Raw genomic sequence first — 24,994 nt, 5'->3', positions numbered from 1 at the left:
GGAACTCGCGTGATCGGGGACGGAACTCGCGTGATTGGAGCCGTAACTCGCGAGTTCCGGCTCCAATCACGTCAGTTCCGGCTCCAATCACGCGAGATGCGACCTGGATCACGCTGGTCAGGGCGGTGCTGGGTGAGGTCCGACACTCCGTCGTGATCTCGAAGATATGTTTCCTTCACCTGCGGGTATGGTGAAGGGTCGTTGCGGGCGCCTCGTTCGGAGAGCAAGCCCGGTGAGGCTCCCGGAAGGTGAGTGGTGGGCTTGCGCGCCCGAGGTTCGTCCCTGCACGTCTGCGTCACGGCCGAGGTGAGTGGCCGATGACCGTCACCATCGAACCGGTCGAGCCTGCCGCCGAAGTCGCCCTCGCCCCGGTCGCCGACCGGGCGCTGTTCTGGTCCGGCCTCGGGGCCGGCGAGCGCACCCTGCTCGACGTCCTCGCCGCCACCGCGGAGCAGCACCCCAACGCCGCCGCGATCGACGACGGCACCACGACACTGACCTACCGCCGCCTCCTCGAGGAGATCGACGCCTACGGGCGCCGCCTCAAGAGCTACGGCGTCGGCCTCGGCGACCGCGTCGGCATCCGGATCTCCTCCGGCACCGCCGAGCTGTACGTCGCCATCCTCGCCACCCTGTCCGTCGGCGCCGCCTACGTGCCGGTCGACGCGGACGACCCGGACGAGCGCGCCGAGCTGGTCTTCGAAGAAGCCCAGGTGGCGGCGGTCGCCACCGACGGCAAGATCCACGTCCACAGCACCCCGGGTGGCCGTGACGGCGTCCCCGGCCCGGCCGACGACGCGTGGATCATCTTCACCTCCGGCTCCACCGGCAAGCCCAAGGGCGTCGCGGTGAGCCACGCGAGTGCCGCCGCGTTCGTCGACGCCGAAGCCGGGCTGTTCCTCACCGAGGAGCCGATCGGCCCGGGCGACCGCGTGCTGGCCGGGCTGAGCGTCGCCTTCGACGCCTCCTGCGAAGAGATGTGGCTGGCCTGGCGCCACGGCGCCTGCCTGGTGCCGGCGCCGCGTGCGCTGGTCCGCACCGGCGTCGACCTCGGCCCGTGGCTGGTCGCGCAGGGCATCACCGTCGTCTCGACCGTGCCGACGCTGGCCGCGCTGTGGCCCGCCGACGCGCTCGAAGACGTCCGCCTGCTCATCTTCGGCGGCGAGGCGTGCCCGCCGGAGCTGGCCGAGCGCGTCGCCGTCGAAGGCCGCGAAGTCTGGAACACCTACGGCCCGACCGAAGCCACCGTCGTCGCCTGCGCCGCGCAGCTGACCGGCGAAGGCCCGGTCCGGATCGGCCTGCCGCTGGCCGGCTGGCAGCTCGCCGTCGTCAACGACGAGGGTGAGCCGGTCGCCATGGGCCAGACCGGTGAGCTGGTCATCGGCGGCGTCGGCCTGGCCCGCTACCTCGACGCCGAGAAGGACGCCGAGAAGTTCGCGCCGCTGCCGTCGCTGGGCTGGCAGCGCGCTTACCGCTCCGGCGACATGGTCCGTGCCGAAGAAGAGGGCCTGCTGTTCCTCGGCCGCCTCGACGAGCAGGTCAAGCTCGGCGGGCGCCGCATCGAGCTGGGCGAGGTCGACGCCGCGCTGCAGTCGCTCCCGGGCGTGCAGGGGGCGGCCGCCGCGATCCGCCGCACCAAGGCCGGCAACCAGGTCCTCGTCGGCTACGTCGTGCCGGCTCCTGGCGAAAAGTTCGAGCACGACCAGGCCGCGACCCGGCTGCGCGAGCACCTGCCCGCCGCGCTGGTGCCGCTGCTGGCCGTCGTCGACGACCTGCCGACCCGCACCTCCGGCAAGGTCGACCGCGCCGCCCTCCCGTGGCCGCTGTCCACAGTGGACGCCACCGGGCTGTCGCCGACCGAGACGTGGCTCGCCGAAGGCTGGGCCGAGATCCTCGGCGTGTCGGTCGACGACCCGAAGGCCGACTTCTTCACCCACGGCGGCGGCAGCTTGACCGCCGCGCAGGTCGTCGCGCGGATCCGCACCCGGCACCCGCAGGTGTCGGTCGCCGACATCTACGCCCACCCCAAGCTGGGCGCGATGGCCGCGGTGCTGGACGCGCTGAGCGGCCAGGCCACCGAGCGCCGGGACATCGCGCCGACCCCGCGTCGCGCCGGGGTGATCCAGACGCTGCTGATGGTTCCGCTGATGGGTCTCGTCGGCCTGCGCTGGGCGACGCTGGCCGCCGCGCTGTCGAACATCCTTTCGCTGCTCGGGTTCGCCTGGGCGCCGACGCTGAGCTGGGCGTGGATCGGCCTGGCCTGGGTGGCGCTGTTCAGCCCGGCGGGCCGGATCGCCATCGCCGCGGGCGGCGCGCGGGTGCTGCTTTCGGGCGTCCGTCCCGGCACCTACCCGCGCGGCGGGAGTGTCCACTTGCGACTGTGGACGGCCGAGAAGCTCGCCGAATTCTCCGGCGCGGACAGCGTCGCCGGCGCGTCCTGGATGACGACGTACGCGAAGGCGCTCGGCGCGCGGATCGGCAAGGACGTCGACCTGCACTCGCCGCCGCCGGTCACCGGCTTCCTCAAGCTGGGCCGCGGCGCGGCGATCGAGCCCGAGGTCGACCTGACCGGGCACTGGGTCGACGGCGACCGCGTGCACATCGGCAAGGTCCGCATCGGCGCGGAAGCCCGCATCGGCGCGCGCAGCACGCTGTTCCCCGGCGTCCGCGTCGGCAAGGGCGCCGAGATCGCGGCCGGGTCGACCGTCCGCGGCGTGGTCAAGGCCGGTCAGCACTTCGCCGGTTCGCCCGCGGCGCCCGTCGGGAAGGACGGCAAGGACGCGAAGGACGCGCTGAAGTGGCCGTCGAGCCGCCCGCCGCGGTCGCATTTCTGGGCCACCGTGTACGGCGCTACCTCGCTGCTCCTCGGCTTCCTGCCGGGCATCGCCGCGCTGGCCGGTGTCGCCGTGCTCGGCTACGCGATCGCCGGTGCGCCGACGCTCCTGGCCGCGTTCGTCCAGGCGCTGATCTTCGTGCCGGTCGCGACCGTGGCGTACTTCGCCGCGTACATGCTGTTCGTGCTGGCCGGCGTCCGGTTGCTGAGCATCGGCATGGTCGAGGGCTACCACCCGGTGCACGGCCGCGTCGCGTGGCAGGTCTGGGCCACCGAACGCCTGATGAGCATGGCCCGCGAAGGCCTGTTCCCGTTGTACGCCAGCCTGTTCACCCCGGTCTGGCTGCGGCTGCTCGGCGCGAAGGTCGGCCGCAACGTCGAGGCGTCCACCGTGCTGGCGCTGCCGAAGATGACCAAGGTCGACAGCGGCGCGTTCCTGGCCGACGACACCATGGTCGCCACCTACGAGCTCGGCCACGGCTGGCTGCACGTCGCCCCGGCCCGGATCGGCAAGCAGGCCTTCCTCGGCAACTCGGGGATGACCGCGCCCGGCCGTTCGGTGCCGAAGCGCGGCCTGGTCGGTGTCCTGTCCTCGACGCCGCTGAAGGCGAAGAAGGGCTCGTCCTACCTCGGCATGCCGCCGCTGCCGGTCCGCCGCGCGATCGGCGACGCCGACACGAGCCGCACCTACACCCCGGCGCCGCACCTCAAGGCGGCTCGGGCGCTGGTCGAGCTGTGCCGGATCATCCCGGTCATGTGCGGGGTCGCGCTGAGCGTCTCGGTCGCCTTCGGGCTGCTGTGGGCGGCGACGGCGTTCGGCTTCGGCGTCGCCGCGCTGCTGGCCGGGCCCGCCCTGCTGGCCGCCGGGATCGTCGCGGCGCTGACCGCGACCGTCATGAAGTGGCTGCTGGTCGGCAAGTTCCGCGAGATCGACCACCCGCTGTGGAGCTCGTTCGTCTGGCGCAACGAGCTGGCCGACACCTTCGTCGAGGCCCTCGCGGTGCCGTGGCTGATCGGCTCGCTCGGCGGCACCCCGCTGCTGGGCGCCTGGCTGCGCACGATGGGTGTCAAGATCGGCCGCGGGGTCTGGCTCGAGACGTACTGGCTGCCCGAGGCCGACCTCGTGACGCTCGGCGACGGCGCGACGATCAACCGCGGCTGCGTCGTGCAGACGCACCTGTTCCACGACCGGATCATGAGCATGTCGCGGGTGGTGCTCGGCGAGGGCGCGACGCTCGGCCCGCACGGCATCGTGCTGCCGGGTGCCGGGATCGGCGCGCGCACCACGGTCGGCCCGGGATCGCTGGTGACCCGCGGCGACGAGGTGCCGGCCGACACCCGCTGGCTCGGCAACCCGATCTCCGCGTGGCCGGGTAAGTAACGAAAGCGGGGCCAGGCGCGCCGGATTCACCTCTGGCGTGCGAGCCTGGTCCCCAGCACGCACGAGGAAAGGTTCGCCACGGGTGATTTCGAAGGCCCCCGCTCCCGGCGCGGACACTTCCGGTGACTCCTACCTCCCCGCCCACGGCAACGGCGGCTACCGGGTCCGGCACTACGAGCTGAACCTGGACTACAAGGTCGCGCCGAACCGGCTCTCGGCCTCGGCGGTGATCACCGCCGAGGCGACGCAGGCGCTTTCCCGCGTCAGCCTGGACTTCGGCGAGTTCCGCATCAACCGCGTACTGGTCGACGGCAAGCTCGCGAAGTACCTGAAGCGCGGCGCGAAGCTGCACGTCCGGCCGGCGAAGCCGGTCGCGGCGGGGGCCGCGTTCACCGTCGAGGTCCACTACGTCGGCAACCCGCGGCCGGTGCGCAGCCGCTGGGGCGACGTCGGCTGGGACGAACTGACCGACGGCGCACTCGTGGCGAGCCAGCCGGTCGGCGCGCCGTCGTGGTTCCCGTGCAACGACCACCCGGCGGACAAGGCGGCCTACCGCGTCACCGTGACGACGGCGTCGCCGTACCTGGTCGCGGTCACCGGCGACCTGGTCGAGCGCGTCATCGGCGGCAGCGCCACGCGGTGGGTCTTCGAGCGGCCGGAGCCGACGGCGACGTACCTGATGAGCGTGCAGATCGGCCGCTACGACGAGCTCGAGCTGTCCGGCCGCGGCTGGTTCCCGCACACCGGCGTGAGCGCGCGCCGGCTGATGGTCGGCTTCGGCCACGGCCGCGTCGAGTCGGTCCTCGAATCGGTACCGCAGCGGGCGGCCGTGCCCCCGCGGCTGCGTCGCCTCTTCGAACGCGACTTCGGGCGGCAGGGCCGGATGCTGGAGATGCTGCAGCGGCTGTTCGGCCCGTACCCGTTCGGGGAGTACGTCATCGTCGTCACCGACGACGACCTCGACGACCCGATCGAGGCCCAGGGCATGGCGATCTTCGGCGCCAACCACGTCGACGGCCGCCGCACCCACGAGCGTCTCGTGGCGCACGAGCTGGCCCACCAGTGGTTCGGCAACAGCCTGACGGTGGCCGACTGGCGCCACATCTGGCTGAACGAGGGCTTCGCGACCTACGCCGAGTGGCTGTGGTCGGAGGAGTCGGGCGGGCAGTCCGCGCAGGCGCTGGCTCGCGGCTGGCACACGCGGATCAAGGCCAAGCCGGCCGACGTCCGGATCGCCGACCCGGGCGTGGCCCGCATGTTCGACGAGCGGGTGTACAAGCGCGGCGCGCTGACGCTGCACGCGCTGCGGGCGGAGATCGGCGACCCGGCGTTCTTCGCGCTGCTGAAGGCGTGGGCGGTCGACCACCGCCACGGCGTCGTGACGACGGAGGGGTTCGTGGCGATGGCGGCGGCGTATGCGGGACGGTCGCTGGACGCGTTCTTCACACGCTGGCTCTCGACGACGGCGTTGCCCCCGCTGCCGGGGGCCTAGGATCCGCCGCGGGTGGCGTCGACCAGCCAGACCGCGCCCGAAATGCGAACGACGTCGGGCGTCTCGAACGCTTCGAGCCCCGCCCGCAGCTGTTCCCGCGTCCGCTCCACGACGCCCGGGTCGAGTCCGGCCAGATTGCTGCGGACCGGCCCCTGGCCGAGGATGAACTCGGCCGCGTCGGCGGCGTCACGGCCGTAGTCCATCGGCGCGGTGACCGGCTCGATCCGGATGCCGGTGAAGCCGGCCGCGTCGAGCACTTCGCGGATGCGGGCCGGGTCGACCAGTGATCCCATGCCGCGCGAAGCGGGCGACGGCTTGCGCATCAGGGGCCGCAGCGCCGTGGTGGCGCGGGCGTATTCACTGTCCGGGGTACCGCCCTGCGGGCCGATGAACACCAGCCGCCCGCCGGGCCGCAGTCCGCGAAGGATGTTGGCGAACGCGGCCACGGCGTCCTCGAAGAACATCACCCCGCCCCGGCTGATCGCGACGTCGAACCCGGCGTCGGGAAAGGGGTGGACCTGCGCGTCGCCCTGCTCGAACCGCACGTTGACGATGCCTTGGGTGGCCGCGTCGGCGCGGGCCCGCTCCAGCATCGGGGCCGAGAGGTCGACTCCGACGACGTGCCCCCGGTCCGCCCGCCGCGCGGCCAGCAGCGTGACCTGGCCCGTGCCGCAGCCGACGTCGAGGACGTGGTGGTCCGGCGCGACCGCGGCACACCGGAAGAGGTCGTCGTTGAAGGCGGCGACGGTCGCGTTGTACCGGGCGCGGTTCTGCGCCCAGTGCGCGCCTTCCCAGCCGTTCCAGGCTTCGGCTTGCCGGACGTTGGCGATGGCCTGCATGGGTTCCTCCGTTACTAGAGTCGTACTCTAGATGTACACTCTAGTAATGGAACAGCGCAAGAAACGGGTCCGGGACGCCCCTGGGACGCGCCGGCGCATGCTGGAGGCGGCGCGCGAGCTGTTCGTCGTCAAGGGGTACGGCGCGACGACCCTCAAGGAGATCGCCGACCGCGCCGGTGTCGCGGTGCAGACGATCTACTTCACGTTCGGCAACAAACGGGTACTGCTCAAGGAACTGGTCGACGTGGCCATCGCGGGCGACCTCGAGCCGGTTGCGACGATGGACCGGGAGTGGTTCCAGGAGGTTCTCGCGGCCCCGACGGCCGAGTCGCACCTGCGGCTGCTCGTCCGGGGCACCCGCGGGATCCTGGAGCGCGTCGCCCCGATCCTCGAGATGCTGCGCGCGGCCGCCTCGGCCGACCCGGCGATCGCCGGGCAGTGGGACGACGGCGCCGACCCGCGGTTCGCCGTGCACCTGGAAGCCGCCCGGTCGCTGGTGACCAAGCCCGGAGTGCGCGTCGGATCGACGGCCGAGCACGCCGCCGACCTGCTGTTCGGAATCCTGAGCCCGGAGCTCTACCAGGTGTTCGTCCGCGACCGCGGCTGGTCGCCGGAACAGTGGGAGGACTGGGTGGCCGGCACCCTGGTCTCCCAGCTCTGCGACGGCAGCTGAGCGACCAGATACATCGGATGTATATGCCGCTTTCCGGGTGAATCCTCCTGGCGTTTCGGGACGCCGTCTGCAAGTATGGCCGCACGCCGCCTGCTGACCTCACCGAAACGTAGTATGAATTCGGAGGATGCTTCATGGACGCAGTGTCGCGGCGTACCCTGCTCCGCTCTGCCTCGGTCGTGGCGGGAGCCGCCGCGTTCGGGGGACTCTGGGCCCGAGCCGCACCGCCCGCCGCCGCGCGGCCGGGAAATTCGCATCGGGACGTCGCCGCCGATGCGCGCATGGTCTGGAAGCGGCTCCCGAAGAACTGGCAGGAAGGCCCGTTCCTCGCCAACGGCTACCTCGGCGCGCAGGTCTACGCCGGGAAGACACCGCAGGTCCTCAAGGTGATGCTGAGCCACACCCAGGTGCAGGACCAGCGCATCCAGTGGGAGGCCGGGATCGGGCTGTCCCGCCTGCCGATCGGTTACCTCACGCTCACCCTCGCCGGCGCGATCACCGCCGTCGACTGGACGCTCGACCTCTACAACGCCGAGTTCGGCGGCACGATCACCACCACCCAGGGCTCGGTCGCGTTCTCCGCCGTCGTGCACAACGACCTGGGCGTGCTGCTCGTCTCGCTGACCCCGACGGCGGGCGAAGCCGGTGCGGCGTGGGCATTCCAGCCGCTGGAGTCGGCGACGACCCGGACCGTCCGCAAGCCGCCCGAGTACGTCGCGAACCCCGCGCCCGAGCTCGGTGCCGGGTACTGCGCCCAGCCGATGCTCGCCGGTGGCGGCTACACGACGGCGTGGCGCGAACGCCGGATCGGCACCCGGCGGCTGCTCGCGGCGGCCGTCGCCTACAGCTTCCCGGGCACGACGCACACCGCGGACGCCCTCGCGGCCGTGGGGAAAGCGCTTGCGGCGAACCCGGACGCCCTTCTCACCCGCCACCGCCGCTGGTGGAACGACTACCACGCGCGCAGCTTCGTTTCGGTGCCGGACAAGCAGATCCAGCGGTTCTACTGGATCCAGCTCTACAAGATCGCGGCCGCCACCCGTGCCGGCGGGCCGGTCGTGTCCGAGTGGGGACCGTGGTTCCCCGAGGTCGGCAACAGCTGGACCGCGGTCTGGTGGAACCTCAACGTCCAGGTCACCTACCCGATCGTCAACAGCAGCAACCACCCCGAACTCGACGCCGTCACCGAGACCTTCCGGCGCGACCACGCGAACCTGGAGACGTCCGTGCCACCCGCCTACCGCGACGGCGACACCTACGCCCTCTCGCACCCCGGCGACTGGCGGCTGCGGCCGGGCGGCACGCGCTCGGTGGGCGTTCCCGGGACGACGTCCAAGACCGACCAGACCGGGAACCTCTTGTGGGGCCTGCACAACGTCTGGCTCGCCTACCGCCACCACCTGGACCGGCGGGTGCTGCGCGACGTCCTGTACCCGACGCTGGCGAAGGCCCTGAACTTCTACCGCCACTTCCTCTTCACCGGTCCGGACGGGTCCCTGCACCTGCCGCTGACCCGGTCGCCGGAGTACGCCGACGCGGCCGACTGCACCTACGACCTGTCGCTCATCCGCTGGGCCGCCCGCACGCTCGTCGACACGGCGCGGATCCTGCGCCTGAACGAGCCGCGCGTCCCGATCTGGCAGGAGATCGGCGCGAAACTGGTGCCCTACCACGAAGACCCCGCGAACGGCGTCCTGATCGGCGACGGCGTCCCCCTATCCGCGTCGCACCGGCACTTCTCCCACCTGCTGTGGCTCTACCCGCTGCGCGAGAAGGTCTGGGACCGGCCCGCGGACCGCGACGTCATGACCCGGACCTTCGACCACTGGGCCGCCGACCAGTCCGCTTGGCACGGCTACAGCTACGCGGCCGCGTCTTCGATGAAGTCTGTGATGGACGCGCCCGAGGAAGCGTTGCGCTATTTGAAGTTCTTCCTCGACCGGAACGTCGTCGCCGACACCGAGTTGACCGCGAACACGATGTACCGCGAGGGCTCGAACTTCGCGATCGAAAGCCCGATCACCGCCGCCCAGTCCGTGGTGGACATGCTGATGCAGGGGTCGGGCGGCGTGCTCAAGATCTTCCCGTCGGTGTCGGCGACCTGGCGCGACGCCTCGATCGCGGGCCTGCGTGCGGAAGGCGCGTTCCTCGTGGACGCCTCCCGCCGCGACGGCAGGACGGAGTTCGTGCGCGTGCACAGCGAAGCCGGTGAGCCGCTGGTGCTGCAGCACGGCGTCCCCGGCGACGTCGACGTCCGGGACGAGCACGGCCGGCGGCTGCCGTGGCGCCCGGCCGGGCCCGGGCGGATCGCGATCGGGCTGCGGCGCGGCGGCACCGCCGTCGTCACCCCGCGCGGTGCGCGGCCGGACTGCGCGCCCCGTGACGTTCCCGCCCTCGGCCCCGCACCGGCGTGGGGCCTGCCGAGCTGAACCCGTTTTCGACAAGGAGGTCGGAATGGACATCACCCGAAGGACCGTGCTCGGCGGGGCGCTCGCCGGGATCGCGGCGGGTGCGGCCGGCATCACCCCCGCCTTCGCCGACGTGCCCGGCAGCGACGACTTCGGCTGGGCCGGGTTCCTCGGCACCGCGGACCTGTACTGGCGGCGGCTGCCGAAGACCTGGTACGAAGGCCCCTTCCTGGGCAACGGGTTCCTCGGCTCCGGCATCTACGCCGAGCCCGGGCAGAACGCGATCCGCTTCACCGTCCAGCACAGCCAGGTCCAGGACCACCGGCCGGAGTTCGGGTCGCTGTTCGGCCTGGCGCGGCTGCCGATCGGGTACTTCACGCTCGAACCGGTCGGCGCGATCACCGCGATCGACTGGCGGATGGACCTGTGGAACGCCGAGCTGACCGGCACGATCACGACGACGTCGGGCAGCCTGAGCCTGCGGGTGATCGTCCACACCGGACAGTCGTTGCTGGCCGTCGAGATCCGCCCCTCCGAGGGGGAACGCGCGTTCGAGTGGGTCTTCCACCCGGCGGTCGCGGTCAGCCCGCGAGCCGACCCGGTGTGGAACAAGCCGCCGCCGGCCGGCTACACCGCCAACCCACCGGTGCGGCTGAGCGGCAGCGGCGATGCGCGGCTGGCCGTCCAGCCGTTGCTGGCCGGCGGCGAGCACGTGACGGCTTGGCGGGAGGTCACCCGCGGCGGCACGCGCACGCTGTACACGTCGGTGGCCTGGTCGCACCCGGCGAAGACGTCGGCGGCGCGGGCGCTCTCGTCGGTTCGCCGAGCCGAGCCGTTCGGGGCGCTGACTCAGGAGCACCGGCGCTGGTGGCACGACTACTACCGGGCGAGCTTCGTGTCCATTCCGGACACCCGGCTGCAGAGCTTCTACTGGATCCAGCTGTACAAGGTGGCGTCGGCGGCGCGGCGCGAGGCGCCGGTGATGGCGACGTCCGGGCCGTGGCTGGAAAACACGCCGTGGCCGGCGACGTGGTGGAACCTCAACGTCCAGCTCGAGTACTGGCTCATCCACGGCTCGAACCACCTGGAGCTGGACGCCGTCAGCCATGCGCTGGACAAGTACCGCGCCAACCTGACCAGCCAGGTCGCATCGCCGTACCAGGCCGATTCCGCGGGCATCCCGCGCACGACCGACATGACCCTGCTCAACGGCGTCTCGAACGCCACCAGCGGGTTCCCGGTCGGCGTTCCCGGGCAGGACACGCCGACGCCGGAGGTCGGCAACCTGACGTGGGCGCTGCACAACGTGTGGCTGTCCTACCGCCACACGATGGACCGGAAGCTGCTGTCCGGCACGTTGGTCCCCTTGCTGCGCAAGGCGATCAACTACTACCTGCACTTCCTCGCGCCGGGCCCGGACGGGAAGCTGCACCTGCCGCCGACGTTCTCGCCCGAGTACGGTGTCAACGCGCCCGACTGCAACTACGACCTCTCGCTCATCCGCTGGGGCTGCAAGACGCTCCTGCGGAATGCGCCCGGCGACGCGCTGGCGCCGAAGTGGCGGGAGGTCCTGGCTTCGCTGGTGGACTACCCGGCCGACGCCGACGGGTACATGATCGGCGCCGGTGTCCCGTTCGCGAAGTCGCACCGGCACTACTCGCACCTGCTGCAGATCTACCCGCTCTACGACGTCACGTGGGAGCGGCCGGAGCACCGGCAGATCATCGAGACGTCGCTGAGCCACTGGGTCGGCTTCGAGGGAGCGCTGCAGGGGTACACGTTCACCGGGGCGGCGTCGATCTCGGCGCAGATGCTGCGCGGCGAGCAGGCGGCGTTCTACCTCGGCGAGCTGCAGCGCCGGTACATCCAGCCGAACACGATGTACAAGGAGTCGGGGCCGGTCATCGAGACGCCGTTGTCGGCGGCGAAGTCCCTGCAGGACATGCTGGTGCAGAGCTGGGATGGCGTGCTCCGGCTGTTCCCCGCGGTGCCCGCGGCCTGGGGCGACATCGCGCTGCGCGACTTCCGCACGGAGGGCGCGTTCCTGCTGAGCGCGTCCCGGGCCGGCGGGAAGACGCGCTGGCTGAAGGTGCACAGCGAGGCGGGGGCGCCCTGCGTGCTGCGGCCGGGCATCGAGGGCGACCTCGCGGTGACGGACGCGCGAGGCCGTTCGCGGCACTGGCGGCGGCTGGGCAACGGCGACGTGCAGGTGGAGCTGGCGCGCGGTGAGGATGCCTTCGTGTACCGGAAGGGCGACCGGCCGGACTTCGGCGTGCGGCCGGTCGCGCCGGGCGGGGCGAGCGTGCCGTGGGGGCTCCCGTGAGGGGCTGATCGGGCAGGCTTTCCGGGTTCGCGCCCGGGGAGCCGGCCCTCGCGGCAGAATGGGCTTCCTGACGAGGGGAGCGGGGATGAGCGAGCCGGGGCCACCGGGGGAGCGGCCGGACGGGGACAGACCGAACGGGGCACCGCCGCAGCCGCCCTTCCCGGGGTATGACGCGCGTCCGCAGCAGCCCTACCAGCAGTTCTCCCAGTACCCGCAGTGGCAGCCGCCGGTGCCGCCGAAGAAGACTTCGCCCGCCGCCGTCGTGCTGATCGTCGGGTCGGTCATCGTCGTCATCCTGATGGCGCTGGCCTTCCTGGCCTGGGGCTACCCCGGTTTCCTGCGCGAACCGGACGGCGAGGGCGCCATCGGGCAGTTCACGGCGTCGCCCTCGCCGACCTCGGTCGCGGCGCCGACGGCCACGGAGAGCGCCCCGGTGTCGATCGCGGGCGGCCGGCACCCGATGCCGACGCGGCCGAGGCCGCTCGCCGACCCGATCACCTGCGCGTTCACGCCCGCCCCCGGGTCACCCGCGCCGAAGCCGGCGACACCACCACCGGACGGGCCGGCGCCGTCGTCGGGGACTTTGAACGTGAAGCTCGAGACCAGCGCGGGCGCCATCGTGCTGACGCTCGACCGCGCGCTCGCGCCGTGCACGGTGGTGAACTTCCTGAGCCTCGCGAAGCAGGGGTTCTACGACGGCACGTCGTGCCACCGGCTGTCGGTGACGACGGGCCTGCAGATGCTGCAGTGCGGCGACCCGGCCGGCGACGGCACCGGCGGGCCGGGCTACACGATCAAGGACGAGACGTTCCCCGAGCTGACCTACGGCCGCGGCATCCTCGCGATGGCGAAGACGGCCGAACCCGACACCGGCGGGTCCCAGTTCTTCCTGGTCTTCGGGAAAACGGAGATCCCGCCGGAGTACACGGTGTTCGGCCGCATCGACGACGCCGGTCTCGAAGTCCTGGACAGGGTCGCCCAGGGCGGCATCGACACGTCCAAGCCCGGCATCGGCGACGGCAGCGGCCCCCCGAAGATCCCGGTCACCTTCACCGAGGTCACCACGCCGTAACTCGCGTGATCAGAGCCGTGACTCGCGTGATTGAAGCCGGAACTCGCGAGTTACGGCTTCAATCACGCGACTTCCGTGCCCAGTCACGCGAGTTCCGTCGTCAAGCACGGTCCAGGAGGGTTCGCAACGCGGTCAGGAGGGACTTCGCCGCTTCCGCGTCGGCCGTGCGGTGGCGCCAGGCGACGTAGCCGTCCGGGCGGACCAGGAGGCAGCCGTCCTCGTCGATGCCGCTTAGCCGGGACCAGTCGCCGTATGCGTCCCGGCCTTCCGGGTCGCCGACGCGTACCGTGCGCAGGTCGAGACCCAGTTCCGCGCCCACCTTGGCCGCCGCGTCGCGCCACGCCGTGCCGGTGAGGCCGGTCAGCACCGTCCAGCGGCCGCCGCCCACGAGGTCCAAAGTGGACACCCGGCGCCCGTGCGGTCCCACGAGCCACGCGTGCGGCAGCTTCGCCCCCGGCTCGGTGCTCGGCCGGTGGAACAGCTCGGGATCGCGCTCCGAGGGGGCCACGACCCCGTCCGGCAGCACCGCGCCCGAGACGTACCGCTGATCCATTTCGACGCCGTGGGCGTTGAACTCGTAGTGCTTCAGCTCGATCGCCTTCTCCAGCTCACGCCGTTTCAGCGCGCCCTCGGCCGTGGGCGCGAGGCAGGTCTCGAGCCCGGCCGTGATGCCGTCGGCGTCGGTGTCGCCGGTGATGCCCAGCGCCGCGAAGATCGGCCCGAACTGGTCGCGGCTCAGGTTCGCCCGGTCGACGATCTGCTTGCCGACCGGCGCCCGCTCGGCGCTGTAGCTGTCCAGCAGCCCTTCGCCCGCTTCGCCGCGAAGCACCATCGCGAGCTTCCACGCGAGGTTGGCGGAGTCCTGGATCGAGGTGTTGGAGCCGAGCCCGTTGGACGGCGGGTGCCGGTGCACCGCGTCGCCGGCGCAGAACACCCGGCCACTCCGGTACTCCGTCGCGTAGTTGTGGTTGACCGTCCACAGCGACGTCGAGGTGATCTCGACGTCCAGGTCCGGGTCGCCGACGAGGTCGCGCACCAGCCGCGTCGCCTCTTCGACGTCGACCTCCGGCGGGGCCTGCTCGATGTCGTAGCCCCAGGTCAGCAGCCACTCGTTCCACGGCCGCACCATCCTGACCAGGCCCATCCCGATCCCGCCGAGGTGCGCGCCCGGCCGCATCACCCAGTACAGGACGCTCGGGCGGTGGGCCACGTACGGCGCGAGGTCGGCGGTGAACGTGATGTTCATGCTGCCCGCCTTGCCGGTTTGCCCGGCGATCGGCAGGCCGGCCTGCTCGGCGACGCGGCTGCGCGCTCCGTCCGCGCCGATCAGGTACTTCGCCCGGAGGGTGAACTCGTCGCCGCGCACGCGGTCGTGGAACCGTGCGGTGACGCCGTCGGAGTCCTGCGTGAAGTCGAGGAACTCGGTGTCCAGTCGCACTTTCGCGCCGCGGGCGGCGGCCTCGCTCACCAGGATCGGCTCGAGGTAGGTCTGCGGCAGGTCGATCATGTGGCACGGACTCGCCGCGCCGTACTCCGACGCCGACCGGTCGCCGGTGCCCCAGCTGGCGATCCGGCCGATCTCCGGCCCGGTCAGCGACGTGCAGAGCACGGTGTCGCCCATCAGCTCCGGCGGCGTCCCGACGGCCAGGGCTTTGTCCTCGACGCCGAGGTCGCGCAGCACCTCCATGGTGCGCTGGTTGGTGATGTGCGCGCGGGGCGTGTTGGCCGTCCAGCCGTACTTGGTGGCCAGCACGGTCGGCACGCCGTAGGTGGCGAGCAGCAGCGCGGCGGATCCGCCCGCCGGTCCGCTGCCGACCACGAGGACGTCGGTGTCGTAGCTCATGCGCTGCTCCCCGAGATGCGGAAGGTGAAGTCGAGCCGGCGCCCGGTCCCGTCGGGCTGTTCGGTGAAGTCGACGATCAGGCCGTCCTTGACGCCGAACACCGTGTCCGAGTCGAGGTACTCGCCGCCGGCGACGAACAGCTGCGTGATCAGCGTCCGGTAGCCGGGCTTGGCGATCATGAAGTGCACGTGCGGCGCGCGAAACGGGTGCCGGCCCACGGCGTCGAGCATTTGCCCGACCGGACCGTCGGCGGGAATCGGGTACGCGCTCGGCACGATGGTCCGGAAACGCAGCCGGCCCTCGGCGTCGGTGCGGAAGCGGGCCCGCAGCACCGGGCCGTCGACGTCGGGCAGCTGGACGTCGTAGAAACCGTCCTCATTGGACTGCCAGACGTCCACGACCGCCTCCGGCACCGGCTGGTCGCCGGTGTCGGTGACGCGGATGTCGGTCCACAGTGGAGTGCCCGGAAGCCCTGCCGCGATGTCGGCGCCCTGCGGGGTTTCGGGTGGTCCTTCGACGTAGAACGGGCCGAGCACGGCCGACGGCGTCGTGTCCGGCGTCCGCGAGTTCGTCAGGACGTCGACGACGCTCGACACGCCGAGGGTGTCCGACAGGAGGATGAACTCCTGCCGGGTGTCGGTCGTGATGTGGCCCGCCCGGGTCAGGAAGCCGATGGCGTACTCCCACTCGTCCTGGGTGAGGTCGGTGCGGACGGCGTACCCGTGGAGAGTCTCGACGAGGTCGGTGAGGAGTTCGCGGATGCGGTCCGGCGCGGCGGCGAAGCTGTCGACGACCTGTTTCGTGAGTGCCTTGAGACTCGGGCGTGCGGCGGGCCGGGTGCCGTCGATCGCTTGGCGGAGCAGGTCCGCCTCCGGCTCGTCCGCGATGTCCGCTTCGGTGAGCCCGAGCTCGGCCAGCGAGTGCGGGATGGGGAGGCTCGCGGCGAGTTCGAAGACGTCGCCGGCGTCGTCGAGACCCTTGTGGGCCATGACGTACGGGAGGAGGACGGCGTGCGTTTCCGCGTGCGGCAGGCCGAACTTGCCGCCGAGGAAGTGGCAGAGTTTGTGGTGCAGGCCCATCGAGACGGCGTCGAGGCACGTCCCGGCCAGCCACGCGCCGCGCAGGGCGTCGGTCCGCGCGTCCACATCGGACGGATTCCGCGCGATGCGCGGCAGGGCGCTCGTGAGCAGCTTCGTCGCTTCCGCGGCGAGCAGGTCGGTCATCGGGTTGGCGTCAGGGGCGTAGCGGGCCTCGACGGCGTGGGCGAGCGCGTTGAGGCCGCTGGCGGCGGAGAGGGGCACGGGCAGGCCGAGCGTGAGGTCGACGTCGTACAGGACCGTTTCGGGCCGGACCTTCGGGGTCTTCTGCGTGGTCTTGCGGCCGTCGGCGGTCTGCCCGAGGACTTCGGTGAGCTCGGAGCCCGCGTACGTCGTCGGGACGATCAGCTGCGGCAGATCGGTGTGCAGGGCGATCGCCTTGGCCAGCCCGGTGGCCGAGCCGCCGCCGATGGCGACGACGCCGTCGACGTCGTGCTCGGCGACGACCTTGAGCGCGCGCTCGGTGACGTCGACGGGGGTGTGCATGGTGGCGTCTTCGAAGCGCGCGGCCAGCAGCGGGCCGAGCGCTTCGGCGGCCTGGCCGGCGTGGCGCGGAGTGCCGATGAGCAGGACGCGGCTCATCCCGAGGCGGCCGGCCTCGTCCCCGAGGGCGCCGAGCGTGCCGCGGCCGAAGACCACCCGGACGGGGTTCGCGGCGTAGGTGAACGAGGTCATGCGAGCGAGTATCCGGCCGGCCTGGCGTGCGGTCCTGCACGTTCGTGCTGCGGGACGGCACGAAACGCGCGTGGTGCCGTGATCGGAGCCGGAACTCGCGTGATCGAGGGCGGAACTCGCGTGATCGGAGGCGGAACTCGCGAGTTCCGGCCTCAATCACGCCGGTTACGGCTCGGATCACGCGAGTTACGGGTCAGCGCGCCCGGCGCAGGGCTGCCGGGGTGGTGCCGAGCTGGGCGCGCAGGACCCGCGTCAGGTGCTCCTGGTGGGAGAAGCCGCAGCGGGCCGCGATCTCGGCGATCGGGTCGTCGCCCGTGCGCAGCAGCAGGCCCGCCCGCTCCACGCGCAGCCGCAGCAGGAACCGGTGCGGGGGCAGGCCGGTGCGGGCCTTGAACTGCCGCGAAAACTGGCTCACGCTCAGCCCGGCGAGCGCGGCCAGCTCCGCCAGCGGCACCGGCTCGGCCAGGCGTTCCGCCATCACGTCGCGGACCCGGGTGAACTGCCGATCGGAGAGGCCCCGCGACGGCGCGGGCTCGCGAGCGGGGCCGGCGTGGTGGCGGCGGACCAGCTGCGCCGCGACGAGCGTGCCCAGCTGGTCGGCGTACGTGCGCGCGCTCGGCTCCCAGTCGCGGACGACGCCGTCGAGGCTGAGCACCAGCTGCTCGAGCAGGGGATCGGAGCTGCCGAGCTCCTCGGCGAGCCGCAGGGGCGCGTGCTCACCGGCGGCCTCCTGCACGGCGTCGTCGGCGACGTAGACGTGCACGGTCTCGAGCTCCCCGCCGAGCTCGACGGACAGATCGGCGTGCGAAGGCTGCAGGAACAACCCGCCGGCGGGCATCCGCCGGCTGCGTTCGCGCGGGGTTCCGACGCCGCGGCGGACGGTCACCGGCCCGTCGAGGTGCAGGATCAGCTGGTGGCTGCGGGCGGGCGCGAACTCGGCGCGGTAGGGACGTTCCCGCTGCCGGGAGACGTAGACGCGGTCCCAGCCGAGCCCGGCGCTGGTGCGTTCGGGCCGGACCCAGGGCAGCGCGAGGATGCCGTTGGTGTCGGTCAGCCCGAGTTCGCCCACGCCTGCCTCCTCGACGTCGAGGCTGCCCGCGATGGTACGCGAACCTCGCAGGTGGGCCAGGCGTCTTCTCCGTAGTCCGTCCGAGTGCTGGAGACCCCTTGCCGTTCACCTTCGCCCACCCGGCCGCCGTGCTGCCGTTGGGCCGCCGGCTGTGGCTGCCGGGACTCGTCGCGGGCTCGCTGGCCCCCGACGTCGCCTACTACCTGCCGGTGCCGGGCGGTGAGCTCACCCATGAGCCGCTCGGGCTCGTGACGCTGGACCTGCTGCTGGGGCTCGCCCTGGTCGTGGCCGGCCACGGGGTGCTCGGACCGGCACTGGCGCTCGGCCCGGCGGGTCTGCGGGACCGGGTGCCGCGGCCGGCCGTGCGCGTGCGGTGGCCCGGAGCGGTGGTGGCGATCGTGGTGGGAGCGGCCACCCACCTGCTCTGGGACGCCTTCACGCACACGGCCGGCTTCATGGTCCGGCACTGGCCGCTGCTGCGGGTGCCGGTGGCCGGGCCGCACCGGGTGTACAACGTCGTCGGCTACGTCTCGTCGGTGCTGGGTCTCGTTGTGCTCGGCATGGCGGCGACGCGGTGGTACCGCCGGACGCCCCGGGCCGGCCGCGCGTGGCCGGTGCTTTCGCGAGCCATCCGTGCGGTGGTGTTCGCCGGGCTCGGGGTGGGGCTGGTGGCCGGCGCGCTGCTCGGCCTGACCGACCCGGTGAGCCGGGTAAGCGGCTACGACTGGGTGCGGTGCCTCCTGCTCGGCGCGGTGCGCGGGTGCGCGCTGGCCGCGACGGCCTACGTACTGGCCTGGTCAGTCGCCTCGCGTACCCAGAGGGTCGGCTCGCGTACCCAGACGGTCGGCTCACGTACCCAGAGGGTCGGCTCACGTACCCAGGCAGTCGGCTCACGAACCGACTCTCCAGGTACGCGAGCCGACTCTCCAGGTACGTGAGCCGACTGCCTGGGTACGCGAGCCGACCCTTCAGGTACGTGAGCCGACCCTTCAGGTACGCGAGGCGTCAGCCTGGGGCTGCTCGGCCGTGACGCCAGTAGCCCAGGAACGCGATGTCGGACTTCGCCCAGCCGCGCTCGCGCACCAGGTGGCGGCGTACTCCCGTGGCCAGCGCGGCCTCGCCGGCCACCCACGCGTAAGCCCGCCCGCCAGGCAGCTCGGCTGCGCGGACCGTCTCCAGCGCCAAGACCCCCGGACGTCCCGGCTGCGGGCGCGGCAGCCAGTGCACCCGCACCCCCGGCGGTGCCGACACCTCCCGGACGTCGGCGGCCGACGGCACCTCCAGGAACACCTCGGCCACCAGGTCGGCCGGAGCGTGCTCGAGGATCGCCAGGATCGCCGGCACCGCGCTCTCGTCGCCGGCCAGCAGCTGCCACGCCACCCCGGACGGCGGCAGGTAGCTCACGCCCAGGTCGAAGATCCCCGCCGGGTCGCCGGGGCGCGCCCGCCGGGCCCACGACGCCGCCGGGGCGTCGCCGTCGTGCAGCGCGAACTCGATGTCGATCTCGCCCGGACGCGCCCGCCGGATCGTGTAGTTGCGCACCCAGGGCCGACGCGACTTCGGCAGCAGCAGCACCTCGGCCATCCAGCCCTCGTTGTCCAGGGTCGGCATCCGCAGCCCGTCCTGGCCTGCCCGCGGGAAGAACAGCCGCACGGCCTGGTCGTCGCCCGCCACTTCCAGGTCCGCCACGGCGGGGCCGCCGAGCGTAATGGTTCGGAACGCCGGGCTCGGCGCGGTGTTCGCGAGGACTTCGAGGGTGATCATCCGCCGGGAAGCGGGGCGACGCACCTTCGGGATCATCAGACGTCCAGCACGAGCCGCGGCGACGACGCCCGCGACACGCACGCGTACATCCGCCCCGGCGGCGCGCCGATGTCGTCGCGGTGCTCGGGTTCGCCGTCGAGCACCGACAGCTCGCAGCTCCCGCAAACGCCTTCGCGGCACCCGGACGGCACCGGCCGGCCGGCGTGGTTCAGCGCGTCGAGCAGGGACTCGTCGGCCGGGACCTGGATCGTCGCCCCGGACCGCGCGCAGACCACCTCGAACGCGGTGTCGGGCCCGAACACCCGCGCGGTCGGCTGGAAGCGTTCGGCGCGCACCCGCGGGAACACCGCTTCGGCCGCGGCCAGCATCGACGCCGGTCCGCAGCAGTAGACCTCACCCGCGAAATCCGCGAGCTCCTCGAGATCCGGCCGGCCTCCGGAGAACAGCCGCACGCGTTCGCCATACGTGTCGACGAGTTCCGCCGCGAACGGCATGGTCGAAGCGGACCGTCCCACGTAGACCAGCGAAGCGGCGGCCCCGGAGGCGACGGCCGCCCGCAGCATCGGCACGATCGGCGTGATCCCGATCCCGCCCGCCAGGAACAGGTATTCCGCCGCGGGAACGAGCGGGAAGTGGTTGCGCGGCGAAGAGACTTCGAGCGCCCGGCCCGGGTTGAGGTACCAGTGGACGTACTCCGAGCCACCCCGGCTCAGCGGGTCGAGCCGGACGGCGATCCGGTACGCCGAGAGGTCGCCGGGGTCGCCGCACAGCGAGTACTGCCGCGTCAGCCAGTTCGGCAGCACCAGGTCGATGTGCGCGCCCGGCTCCCACGCTTCCAGAGGCCCTTCGTCGCCGCGAAGCACCAGCGAGACGACGTCGTCGGCGACCCGCTCGACCCGGTCCAGCATCGTTTTCTGCATGTCAGTACAACTTCCGGTAGCTGTCTTCGAGGAGCTGCTCGAACATCGCCGGGTCGACGGCCAGGCTCAGCTGGTCGGCGACGATCTCGCCGGCCGACGGCATCTCCGCCGCCAGCGCCTGGCTGGCCGGGTCCCACAGCCGGGACCGCAGCAGCGCGCGGCCGCAGTGGAAGTACGTCTCGGCGACCTCGACGATGAGGGCGAAGATCGGTGCCTTGGCTTCGGTGCGCATCCGCGCGAGCACGTCCGGGTCGTCGGTGACGTACGCGCTTCCGTTGACGCGCAGGACTTCCCGCACGCCGGGGATGAAGAACAGCAGGCCGACGCCGTCGTTCTCGGCGATGTTGCGGAACGAGTCGGCGATCTTGTTGCCGGGCCGGTCGGGCAGCGCGACCGTGTGCTCGTCGAGGACCTTCACGAAGCCCGGGTAGTCGCCGCGGGGTGAGCAGTCCGCGCGGCCCGCGGCGTCGGAGGTGGCCAGAGCGAGGAACGGCGAGTGCGCGATGAACCGGCGGGCGTGCTTGTCGACGTGGTCGAGCTTCTTGCCCTCGAGCATCTCCTCGGGGGCGCCCAGCCGGCTGCGCACCTCGGCCATGGACACCCGCCGGTACCGGGTGCTCAGCGTGTTTGTCCTGGTCATGGCACAATTATGAGCAAACATTCAGGTCTTGCGCTACTCGCTTTCGAGCCGCGCGGAAGGGAGTGCCGTGACGCCGGACCAGCGCCGCATCCAGCCACGTAAACAGCCCCGGCAGGTCCGCGCCGAGCTGACCCGGCAGCGGATCCTGACGGCGGCTGCTCACGTTTTCGGCGAGCACGGCTACGCCGCGGGCACCACCAACCGCATCGCCGAGCGGGCCGGCATCTCCATCGGCTCGCTGTACCAGTACTTCCCGAACAAGGACGCGATCCTCGCCGAGCTGCTCGTCCGCCACCTCGACGACGGCGCGGCGATCGCCGAGCGGGTCCAGCGCGAAGTGCTGCCCGGCCCGATCGAGGAGGTCTTCCGCCTCTTCGTCCACGGGGCGATCGAGAGTCACCTCGACGAGCCCCGGCTCCTGCGGGTGCTGCTGGAACAGGCCCCGAAGTCCACCGACGTCCTCGAGAAGGTCGAGCGGATGAAGACCCACCTCGTCGGCTACCTGCGGGCGCTCCTGGACGAGCACCCCGAAGTCCGGATCGCCGACACCGAGACGGCGGCCCGGCTGATCGTCACGACGGCGGAGCTGGTGATCCACCAGCTCGTGGCCGACCACGAGCCGGTCGACACCGGGCGGCTGGAGGACGAGATGGTCGCGATGCTGACGCGGTACGTCAAGGGGTGAACCGGCGGGGAGCGTTGCTCACGCGTTCGCGCGGCGGAGGCGTTCGGCCGCCTGGGCGCTGACTGCGTCGCCGGACACCGGCGGGTCGCCGTGCAGTGCCTCCCACCGGGCGTTGTGCGCCGCTGGCCACAGGCTCGCCGCACACGCCACCTCCTGCTCCTCCTCGGTGAACCGGCGGCCGCGAAGCTCCTGGTAGGCCGACAAGAACGCGGCCGAACTCGCGATCGGCGCGAGCGTCGGGGGCGAGTCACTGGCGAACGCCCCGGACGCCGCCCCGGCCAGTGCCGCTTCCGGTTGCCAGGCCAGGCTGTCCCAGTCGTGCACGGCCCAGATGTCGTCGTGCCAGCGGAGGTTCTGCGCTTCGAAGTCCGCGTGGCCCAGCACGCACGGCAGATCGGCGGCCAGCAACCTTTTCCGGGCCCGGGCGGCCGCCTCGACGACGTGGACGGGTACCACGCTCTGGTCGCGCTCGTCGAGGAACCCGATCGCCGGCCACAGCCCGGGATCCCGGTGGTCCCAGCGCGCCCAGCGCGGGTTCGGCAGCGGTGGTGGGACGTCCACCTCGGCCAGCTCGGTCATCAGCCACGCGAACACCGCCGCGCAGCGCACGGCGACGTCCGGTGAGTCGCCGCGCAGCACCGCACCTCCGGGGCGCGACTCCTCGGCGTGCACGGCCAGCGTGCCGACGACGGACACCGCCGTCAGCGGCCGGGGACACGGGAACCCGCGCTCCGCCAGCCGGGCCTGCGCGGTGACGCACGAGGACGCCCGGCCGTCGTCTTCGCGGGCCTTCACCACGACCTCCCGGCCGTCGGCCAGCCGCAGCCCGCACACCGACGAGAGGGAGTGCCGTTCGAAGAGCACGCCGACCGGCGAGGCGCCCAGGTGGTCGGCGCACCAGCGCGGCAGCCAGTCCACTCAGCGGTCCCGCGCCAAGAGCGCCGCCTGCGTGCGGCTCGTGACGCCCAGCTTGGCCAGCACGTTCCCGACGTGCACCTTGACCGTCCGCTCGGCCAGCCGCAGCCGCGCGGCGATGTCCCGATTGGACAGTCCCTCGCCGAGCAGCTCCAGCACGTCCCGTTCGCGCGGGGTCAGCGCGCCGCCGCCGGTCAGGGCCGACGCCACCGCCGGGCTCAGCGCGGTCACGCCCTGGTGCGCGGCGCGGACGGCGGCCGCGAGCTCGTCGCCGGAAGAGTCCTTCAGCACGAACCCCGCCGCGCCCGCGGTGAGCGCTTCGCGGATTTCGCGGGGGCGGCCGACCGTCGTCAGCATCAGGACGCGCGGCGCCGGGGGCCGCAGCCGGCGCAGGACTTCGAGGCCGTCCATGCCGGGCAGGTAGAGGTCGAGCAGGACGACGTCGGCCTCGACGGCGGAGCCGAGCAGCTCCGGCCCGCTCGCGTACTGCGCGACCACGTCGAGGTCCGGTTGCGCCCCCAGGATCAGGGCGATGCCCTCGCGCACCAGCGCGTGGTCGTCGACGACCTGGACCCGGATCATGCCGGGCACTCTACTGTCGGCGCATGCGCCAGTCCCTCCTCACGACGGCCGCGGCCGCGGCGGTGTTCTTCGCCAGCGGCGCCTGGACCCCGCACCAGGGCTGGCTCGCCGCGCTGCTCAGCGCGGTGCAGCTGGTCCCACTGCTGTGGTCGCGCCGCGCGCCGGCCCTCGTGCTGGTGGTCGTCACCCTCGCGACCGCCGGGCACCTGCTGCTCGACCAGCCGCGCAACACGATGTACGTGCCCGTGCTGCTCGCGCTCTACAGCACTCCGCAGCGGTGGCTCGCGGCGTCCTCGGCACTGGTGATCGGCGCGGCGGTGTACCCGGCGAAGGGGCCGGTCGACGGCACGGTCCTGGTGCTGACGATCAGTGCGGTCGCCTGGCTGCTCGGCGCCGAACGCCGTCGCGCGCTCGCGGACCGGGCCGAGCGCGCCGCCCGGCGGCTGCACGACACGCTCGCGCAGACCACGGCCGTGATGCTGGTGCAGGCCGAGACGTTGCGCGCGGTCGGCGACCTGACCGACGCTGACCGCGCGCGGCTCGACACGCTCCTGGCGGCCGGCCGCGGCGCGCTGACGCTGGTCCGCCGCACGCTCGACGACCTCCGGGAAGACGAAGACCGGGCCCCGGACCTCGCGGAGGTGCTGGCCCGGTTGCGCACCGCCGGCCTGGTCCTCGACCGCGATCCGGTGCTGCCCGCGCTGCCGCGCCCGGTGCGGGAGCTGGCCGAGCGGTTCGTCGCGGAGACGGCCGTGAACGCGTTGCGGCACAACGGTCCCGGCGTCCGGCTGCGGTTCCACGTCGAAACCGGCGACCCGGTGACGATCACCGCGCGCAACCCGCTCAAGGGAAGTCCGCGCACGGGCGGGGGTTACGGCCTGGCCGGGCTCGCGGAGCAGGCCGCGGCGGCCGGGGGAGTGCTGACGCACGGGCCGCGGGACGGCGAGTGGGTCGTCAGCGTCGCATTGCCAGCAGCTGCGACACGGTCACGAACCGGTAGCCGCGCTGCTTGAGCCCGTCGAGGATCGGCCCGATCGCCTGGCGGCTCTGCTCGCGTGCGGGGTACATGCCGTGCAGCACCACGATCGAGCCGGGCCGGACCTGGTCCAGAGTGGTGCGCTCGACGGTGGCGGCGTCCGGGATGCCATCGGAGTCCGGTTCGACGTCCCAGGTGATCGTGGTGCGGTCGTGCTCGGCGAGGTAGTGCGGCAGGGCGAAGAGCTTCTTGCCGTTCGGGGGCCGGAAAAGGATCTCGCCGGTGTAGCCCGAGGTCCGGATGAGTGCGTCGGTGGCTTCGACCTCGTCGGCGACCCAGGCGGGCGTCACGCCGATCATCCGGTCGTGGCTGAAGCTGTGGTTGCCGATTTCGTGGCCGGCGGCGGCGATGTCGTGTGCGAGACCGGGGTGCGCGGCGATGTCCCGGCCGATGAGGAAGAAGGTCGCGGGCACCTGACGGCTTTTCAGCGCGTCGAGGATCGGGTGGGTGCCCGCGGGATCGGGTCCGTCGTCGAAGGTGAGCGCGACGACCTTCTCGCTGGTGTCGACGCGGTTCACGAGCGTGCCGAAGAACTGGAAGGTCGGCGACTTCGACACCTGGAACAGCGTGAACGCGCCGGCGAGGACGACGACCAGCACGCACGCCACGACGATGGTCCACTTCCGCGCGCGGCGGGATTTCAAGATCATGGCGCCACCCTGGCGAGCGGGCCCCACTCAGGGAAGCCGCCAAGGTACTAGTACCAAAGCCGTGAATGTCGCCTTGAGGGACTTGAAGTCCCTCAAG

Annotated in this window: 19 protein-coding genes; 9 read left to right on the top strand and 10 right to left on the bottom strand. The window is 72.2% G+C overall.

Translation table 11 applies throughout. The features are described from left to right. Positions 1 to 317 precede the first annotated feature (317 nt). Together AB0M83_RS38660 and AB0M83_RS38655 are read left to right on the top strand one after the other, a co-directional pair. Positions 318 to 4,214, top strand: coding sequence for a Pls/PosA family non-ribosomal peptide synthetase (locus AB0M83_RS38660; protein WP_364525121.1), 3,897 nt, complete (start codon positions 318 to 320; stop codon positions 4,212 to 4,214). Positions 4,215 to 4,296: 82 nt separating this feature from the next. Continuing rightward, positions 4,297 to 5,706: a M1 family metallopeptidase gene (locus AB0M83_RS38655; protein WP_364525119.1), complete on the top strand. Its 1,410-nt coding sequence runs from the start codon at positions 4,297 to 4,299 to the stop codon at positions 5,704 to 5,706. On the opposite strand, the gene AB0M83_RS38650 is transcribed toward AB0M83_RS38655, so the two are convergent. Beyond that, a complete protein-coding gene (locus tag AB0M83_RS38650) occupies positions 5,703 to 6,545 on the bottom strand; it encodes a methyltransferase domain-containing protein (protein ID WP_364525117.1) in 843 nt (280 codons plus the stop codon). The two genes, AB0M83_RS38655 and AB0M83_RS38650, sit on opposite strands and share 4 nt — an antisense overlap. A 46-nt stretch (positions 6,546 to 6,591) precedes the next feature. Between AB0M83_RS38650 and AB0M83_RS38645 the strand changes: the two genes are divergently transcribed. From AB0M83_RS38645 to AB0M83_RS38630, 4 genes are all read left to right on the top strand, one after another. Continuing rightward, positions 6,592 to 7,218, top strand: coding sequence for a helix-turn-helix domain-containing protein (locus tag AB0M83_RS38645; protein WP_364525115.1), 627 nt, complete (start codon positions 6,592 to 6,594; stop codon positions 7,216 to 7,218). A 134-nt stretch (positions 7,219 to 7,352) separates the two neighbouring features. Then, positions 7,353 to 9,647 (top strand): glycoside hydrolase family 95-like protein, encoded by a 2,295-nt coding sequence (locus AB0M83_RS38640; RefSeq protein ID WP_364525113.1) that lies wholly within the window; start codon positions 7,353 to 7,355, stop codon positions 9,645 to 9,647. Between the two features lie 25 nt (positions 9,648 to 9,672). Beyond that, a complete protein-coding gene (locus AB0M83_RS38635) occupies positions 9,673 to 11,949 on the top strand; it encodes a Tat pathway signal sequence domain protein (RefSeq protein ID WP_364525111.1) in 2,277 nt (758 codons plus the stop codon). Between the two features lie 85 nt (positions 11,950 to 12,034). Then, entirely contained in the window at positions 12,035 to 13,021 is a 987-nt protein-coding gene (locus AB0M83_RS38630) for a peptidylprolyl isomerase (RefSeq protein WP_364525109.1), read from the top strand. Positions 13,022 to 13,121: 100 nt separating this feature from the next. On the opposite strand, the gene AB0M83_RS38625 is transcribed toward AB0M83_RS38630, so the two are convergent. From AB0M83_RS38625 to AB0M83_RS38615, 3 genes are all read right to left on the bottom strand, one after another. Further along, a complete protein-coding gene (locus tag AB0M83_RS38625; RefSeq protein WP_364525107.1) occupies positions 13,122 to 14,864 on the bottom strand; it encodes an FAD-dependent monooxygenase in 1,743 nt (580 codons plus the stop codon). Beyond that, a complete protein-coding gene (locus AB0M83_RS38620; protein ID WP_364525105.1) occupies positions 14,861 to 16,636 on the bottom strand; it encodes a maleylacetate reductase and hydroxyquinol 1,2-dioxygenase domain-containing protein in 1,776 nt (591 codons plus the stop codon). The genes AB0M83_RS38625 and AB0M83_RS38620 overlap by 4 nt, the downstream gene beginning before the upstream one ends. Before the next feature lie 193 nt (positions 16,637 to 16,829). Next, positions 16,830 to 17,705 carry an AraC family transcriptional regulator gene (locus AB0M83_RS38615; RefSeq protein WP_364525103.1) on the bottom strand — a complete coding sequence of 292 codons (876 nt, stop codon included), beginning with the start codon at positions 17,703 to 17,705 and terminating at the stop codon, positions 16,830 to 16,832. Positions 17,706 to 17,803: 98 nt separating this feature from the next. Here AB0M83_RS38615 and AB0M83_RS38610 point away from each other — a divergent pair, with 98 nt between their 5' ends. After that, positions 17,804 to 18,643, top strand: coding sequence for a DUF4184 family protein (locus tag AB0M83_RS38610; protein WP_364525101.1), 840 nt, complete (start codon positions 17,804 to 17,806; stop codon positions 18,641 to 18,643). 67 nt (positions 18,644 to 18,710) lie between these two features. Here AB0M83_RS38610 and AB0M83_RS38605 read toward each other — a convergent pair whose 3' ends face one another. The 3 genes from AB0M83_RS38605 to AB0M83_RS38595 are packed head-to-tail and all read right to left on the bottom strand — an operon-like array spanning position 18,711 to position 21,029. Next, the gene (locus tag AB0M83_RS38605) at positions 18,711 to 19,505 is read right to left on the bottom strand and encodes a siderophore-interacting protein (protein WP_364525099.1); all 795 of its coding nucleotides are present in this window, start codon (positions 19,503 to 19,505) and stop codon (positions 18,711 to 18,713) included. After that, positions 19,505 to 20,389 (bottom strand): PDR/VanB family oxidoreductase, encoded by an 885-nt coding sequence (locus tag AB0M83_RS38600; protein ID WP_364525097.1) that lies wholly within the window; start codon positions 20,387 to 20,389, stop codon positions 19,505 to 19,507. Before AB0M83_RS38600 ends, AB0M83_RS38605 begins: the two co-directional genes overlap by 1 nt. A gap of 1 nt (position 20,390) precedes the next feature. After that, positions 20,391 to 21,029, bottom strand: a complete 639-nt coding sequence (locus tag AB0M83_RS38595; protein WP_364525094.1) for an MSMEG_1061 family FMN-dependent PPOX-type flavoprotein — start codon at positions 21,027 to 21,029, stop codon at positions 20,391 to 20,393. 67 nt (positions 21,030 to 21,096) lie between these two features. On the opposite strand from AB0M83_RS38595, the gene AB0M83_RS38590 reads away from it, so the two are divergent. Continuing rightward, entirely contained in the window at positions 21,097 to 21,714 is a 618-nt protein-coding gene (locus AB0M83_RS38590) for a TetR/AcrR family transcriptional regulator (RefSeq protein WP_364525092.1), read from the top strand. Between the two features lie 18 nt (positions 21,715 to 21,732). On the opposite strand, the gene AB0M83_RS38585 is transcribed toward AB0M83_RS38590, so the two are convergent. Further along, positions 21,733 to 22,632, bottom strand: a complete 900-nt coding sequence (locus AB0M83_RS38585; RefSeq protein ID WP_364525090.1) for a hypothetical protein — start codon at positions 22,630 to 22,632, stop codon at positions 21,733 to 21,735. Continuing rightward, positions 22,633 to 23,211: a response regulator transcription factor gene (locus AB0M83_RS38580; protein ID WP_364525088.1), complete on the bottom strand. Its 579-nt coding sequence runs from the start codon at positions 23,209 to 23,211 to the stop codon at positions 22,633 to 22,635. It lies immediately after the preceding gene. A gap of 23 nt (positions 23,212 to 23,234) precedes the next feature. Between AB0M83_RS38580 and AB0M83_RS38575 the strand changes: the two genes are divergently transcribed. Beyond that, a complete protein-coding gene (locus AB0M83_RS38575) occupies positions 23,235 to 24,224 on the top strand; it encodes a histidine kinase dimerization/phosphoacceptor domain-containing protein (protein ID WP_364525086.1) in 990 nt (329 codons plus the stop codon). On the opposite strand, the gene AB0M83_RS38570 is transcribed toward AB0M83_RS38575, so the two are convergent. Beyond that, positions 24,166 to 24,897 (bottom strand): polysaccharide deacetylase family protein, encoded by a 732-nt coding sequence (locus tag AB0M83_RS38570; RefSeq protein ID WP_364525084.1) that lies wholly within the window; start codon positions 24,895 to 24,897, stop codon positions 24,166 to 24,168. The genes AB0M83_RS38575 and AB0M83_RS38570 overlap by 59 nt on opposite strands. Positions 24,898 to 24,994 lie beyond the last annotated feature (97 nt).

Origin of the sequence: Amycolatopsis sp. NPDC051106 (assembly GCF_040682775.1) — a bacterium.
Classification (GTDB): domain Bacteria; phylum Actinomycetota; class Actinomycetes; order Mycobacteriales; family Pseudonocardiaceae; genus Amycolatopsis.
This window is presented reverse-complemented; position numbering and strand designations above follow the sequence as displayed.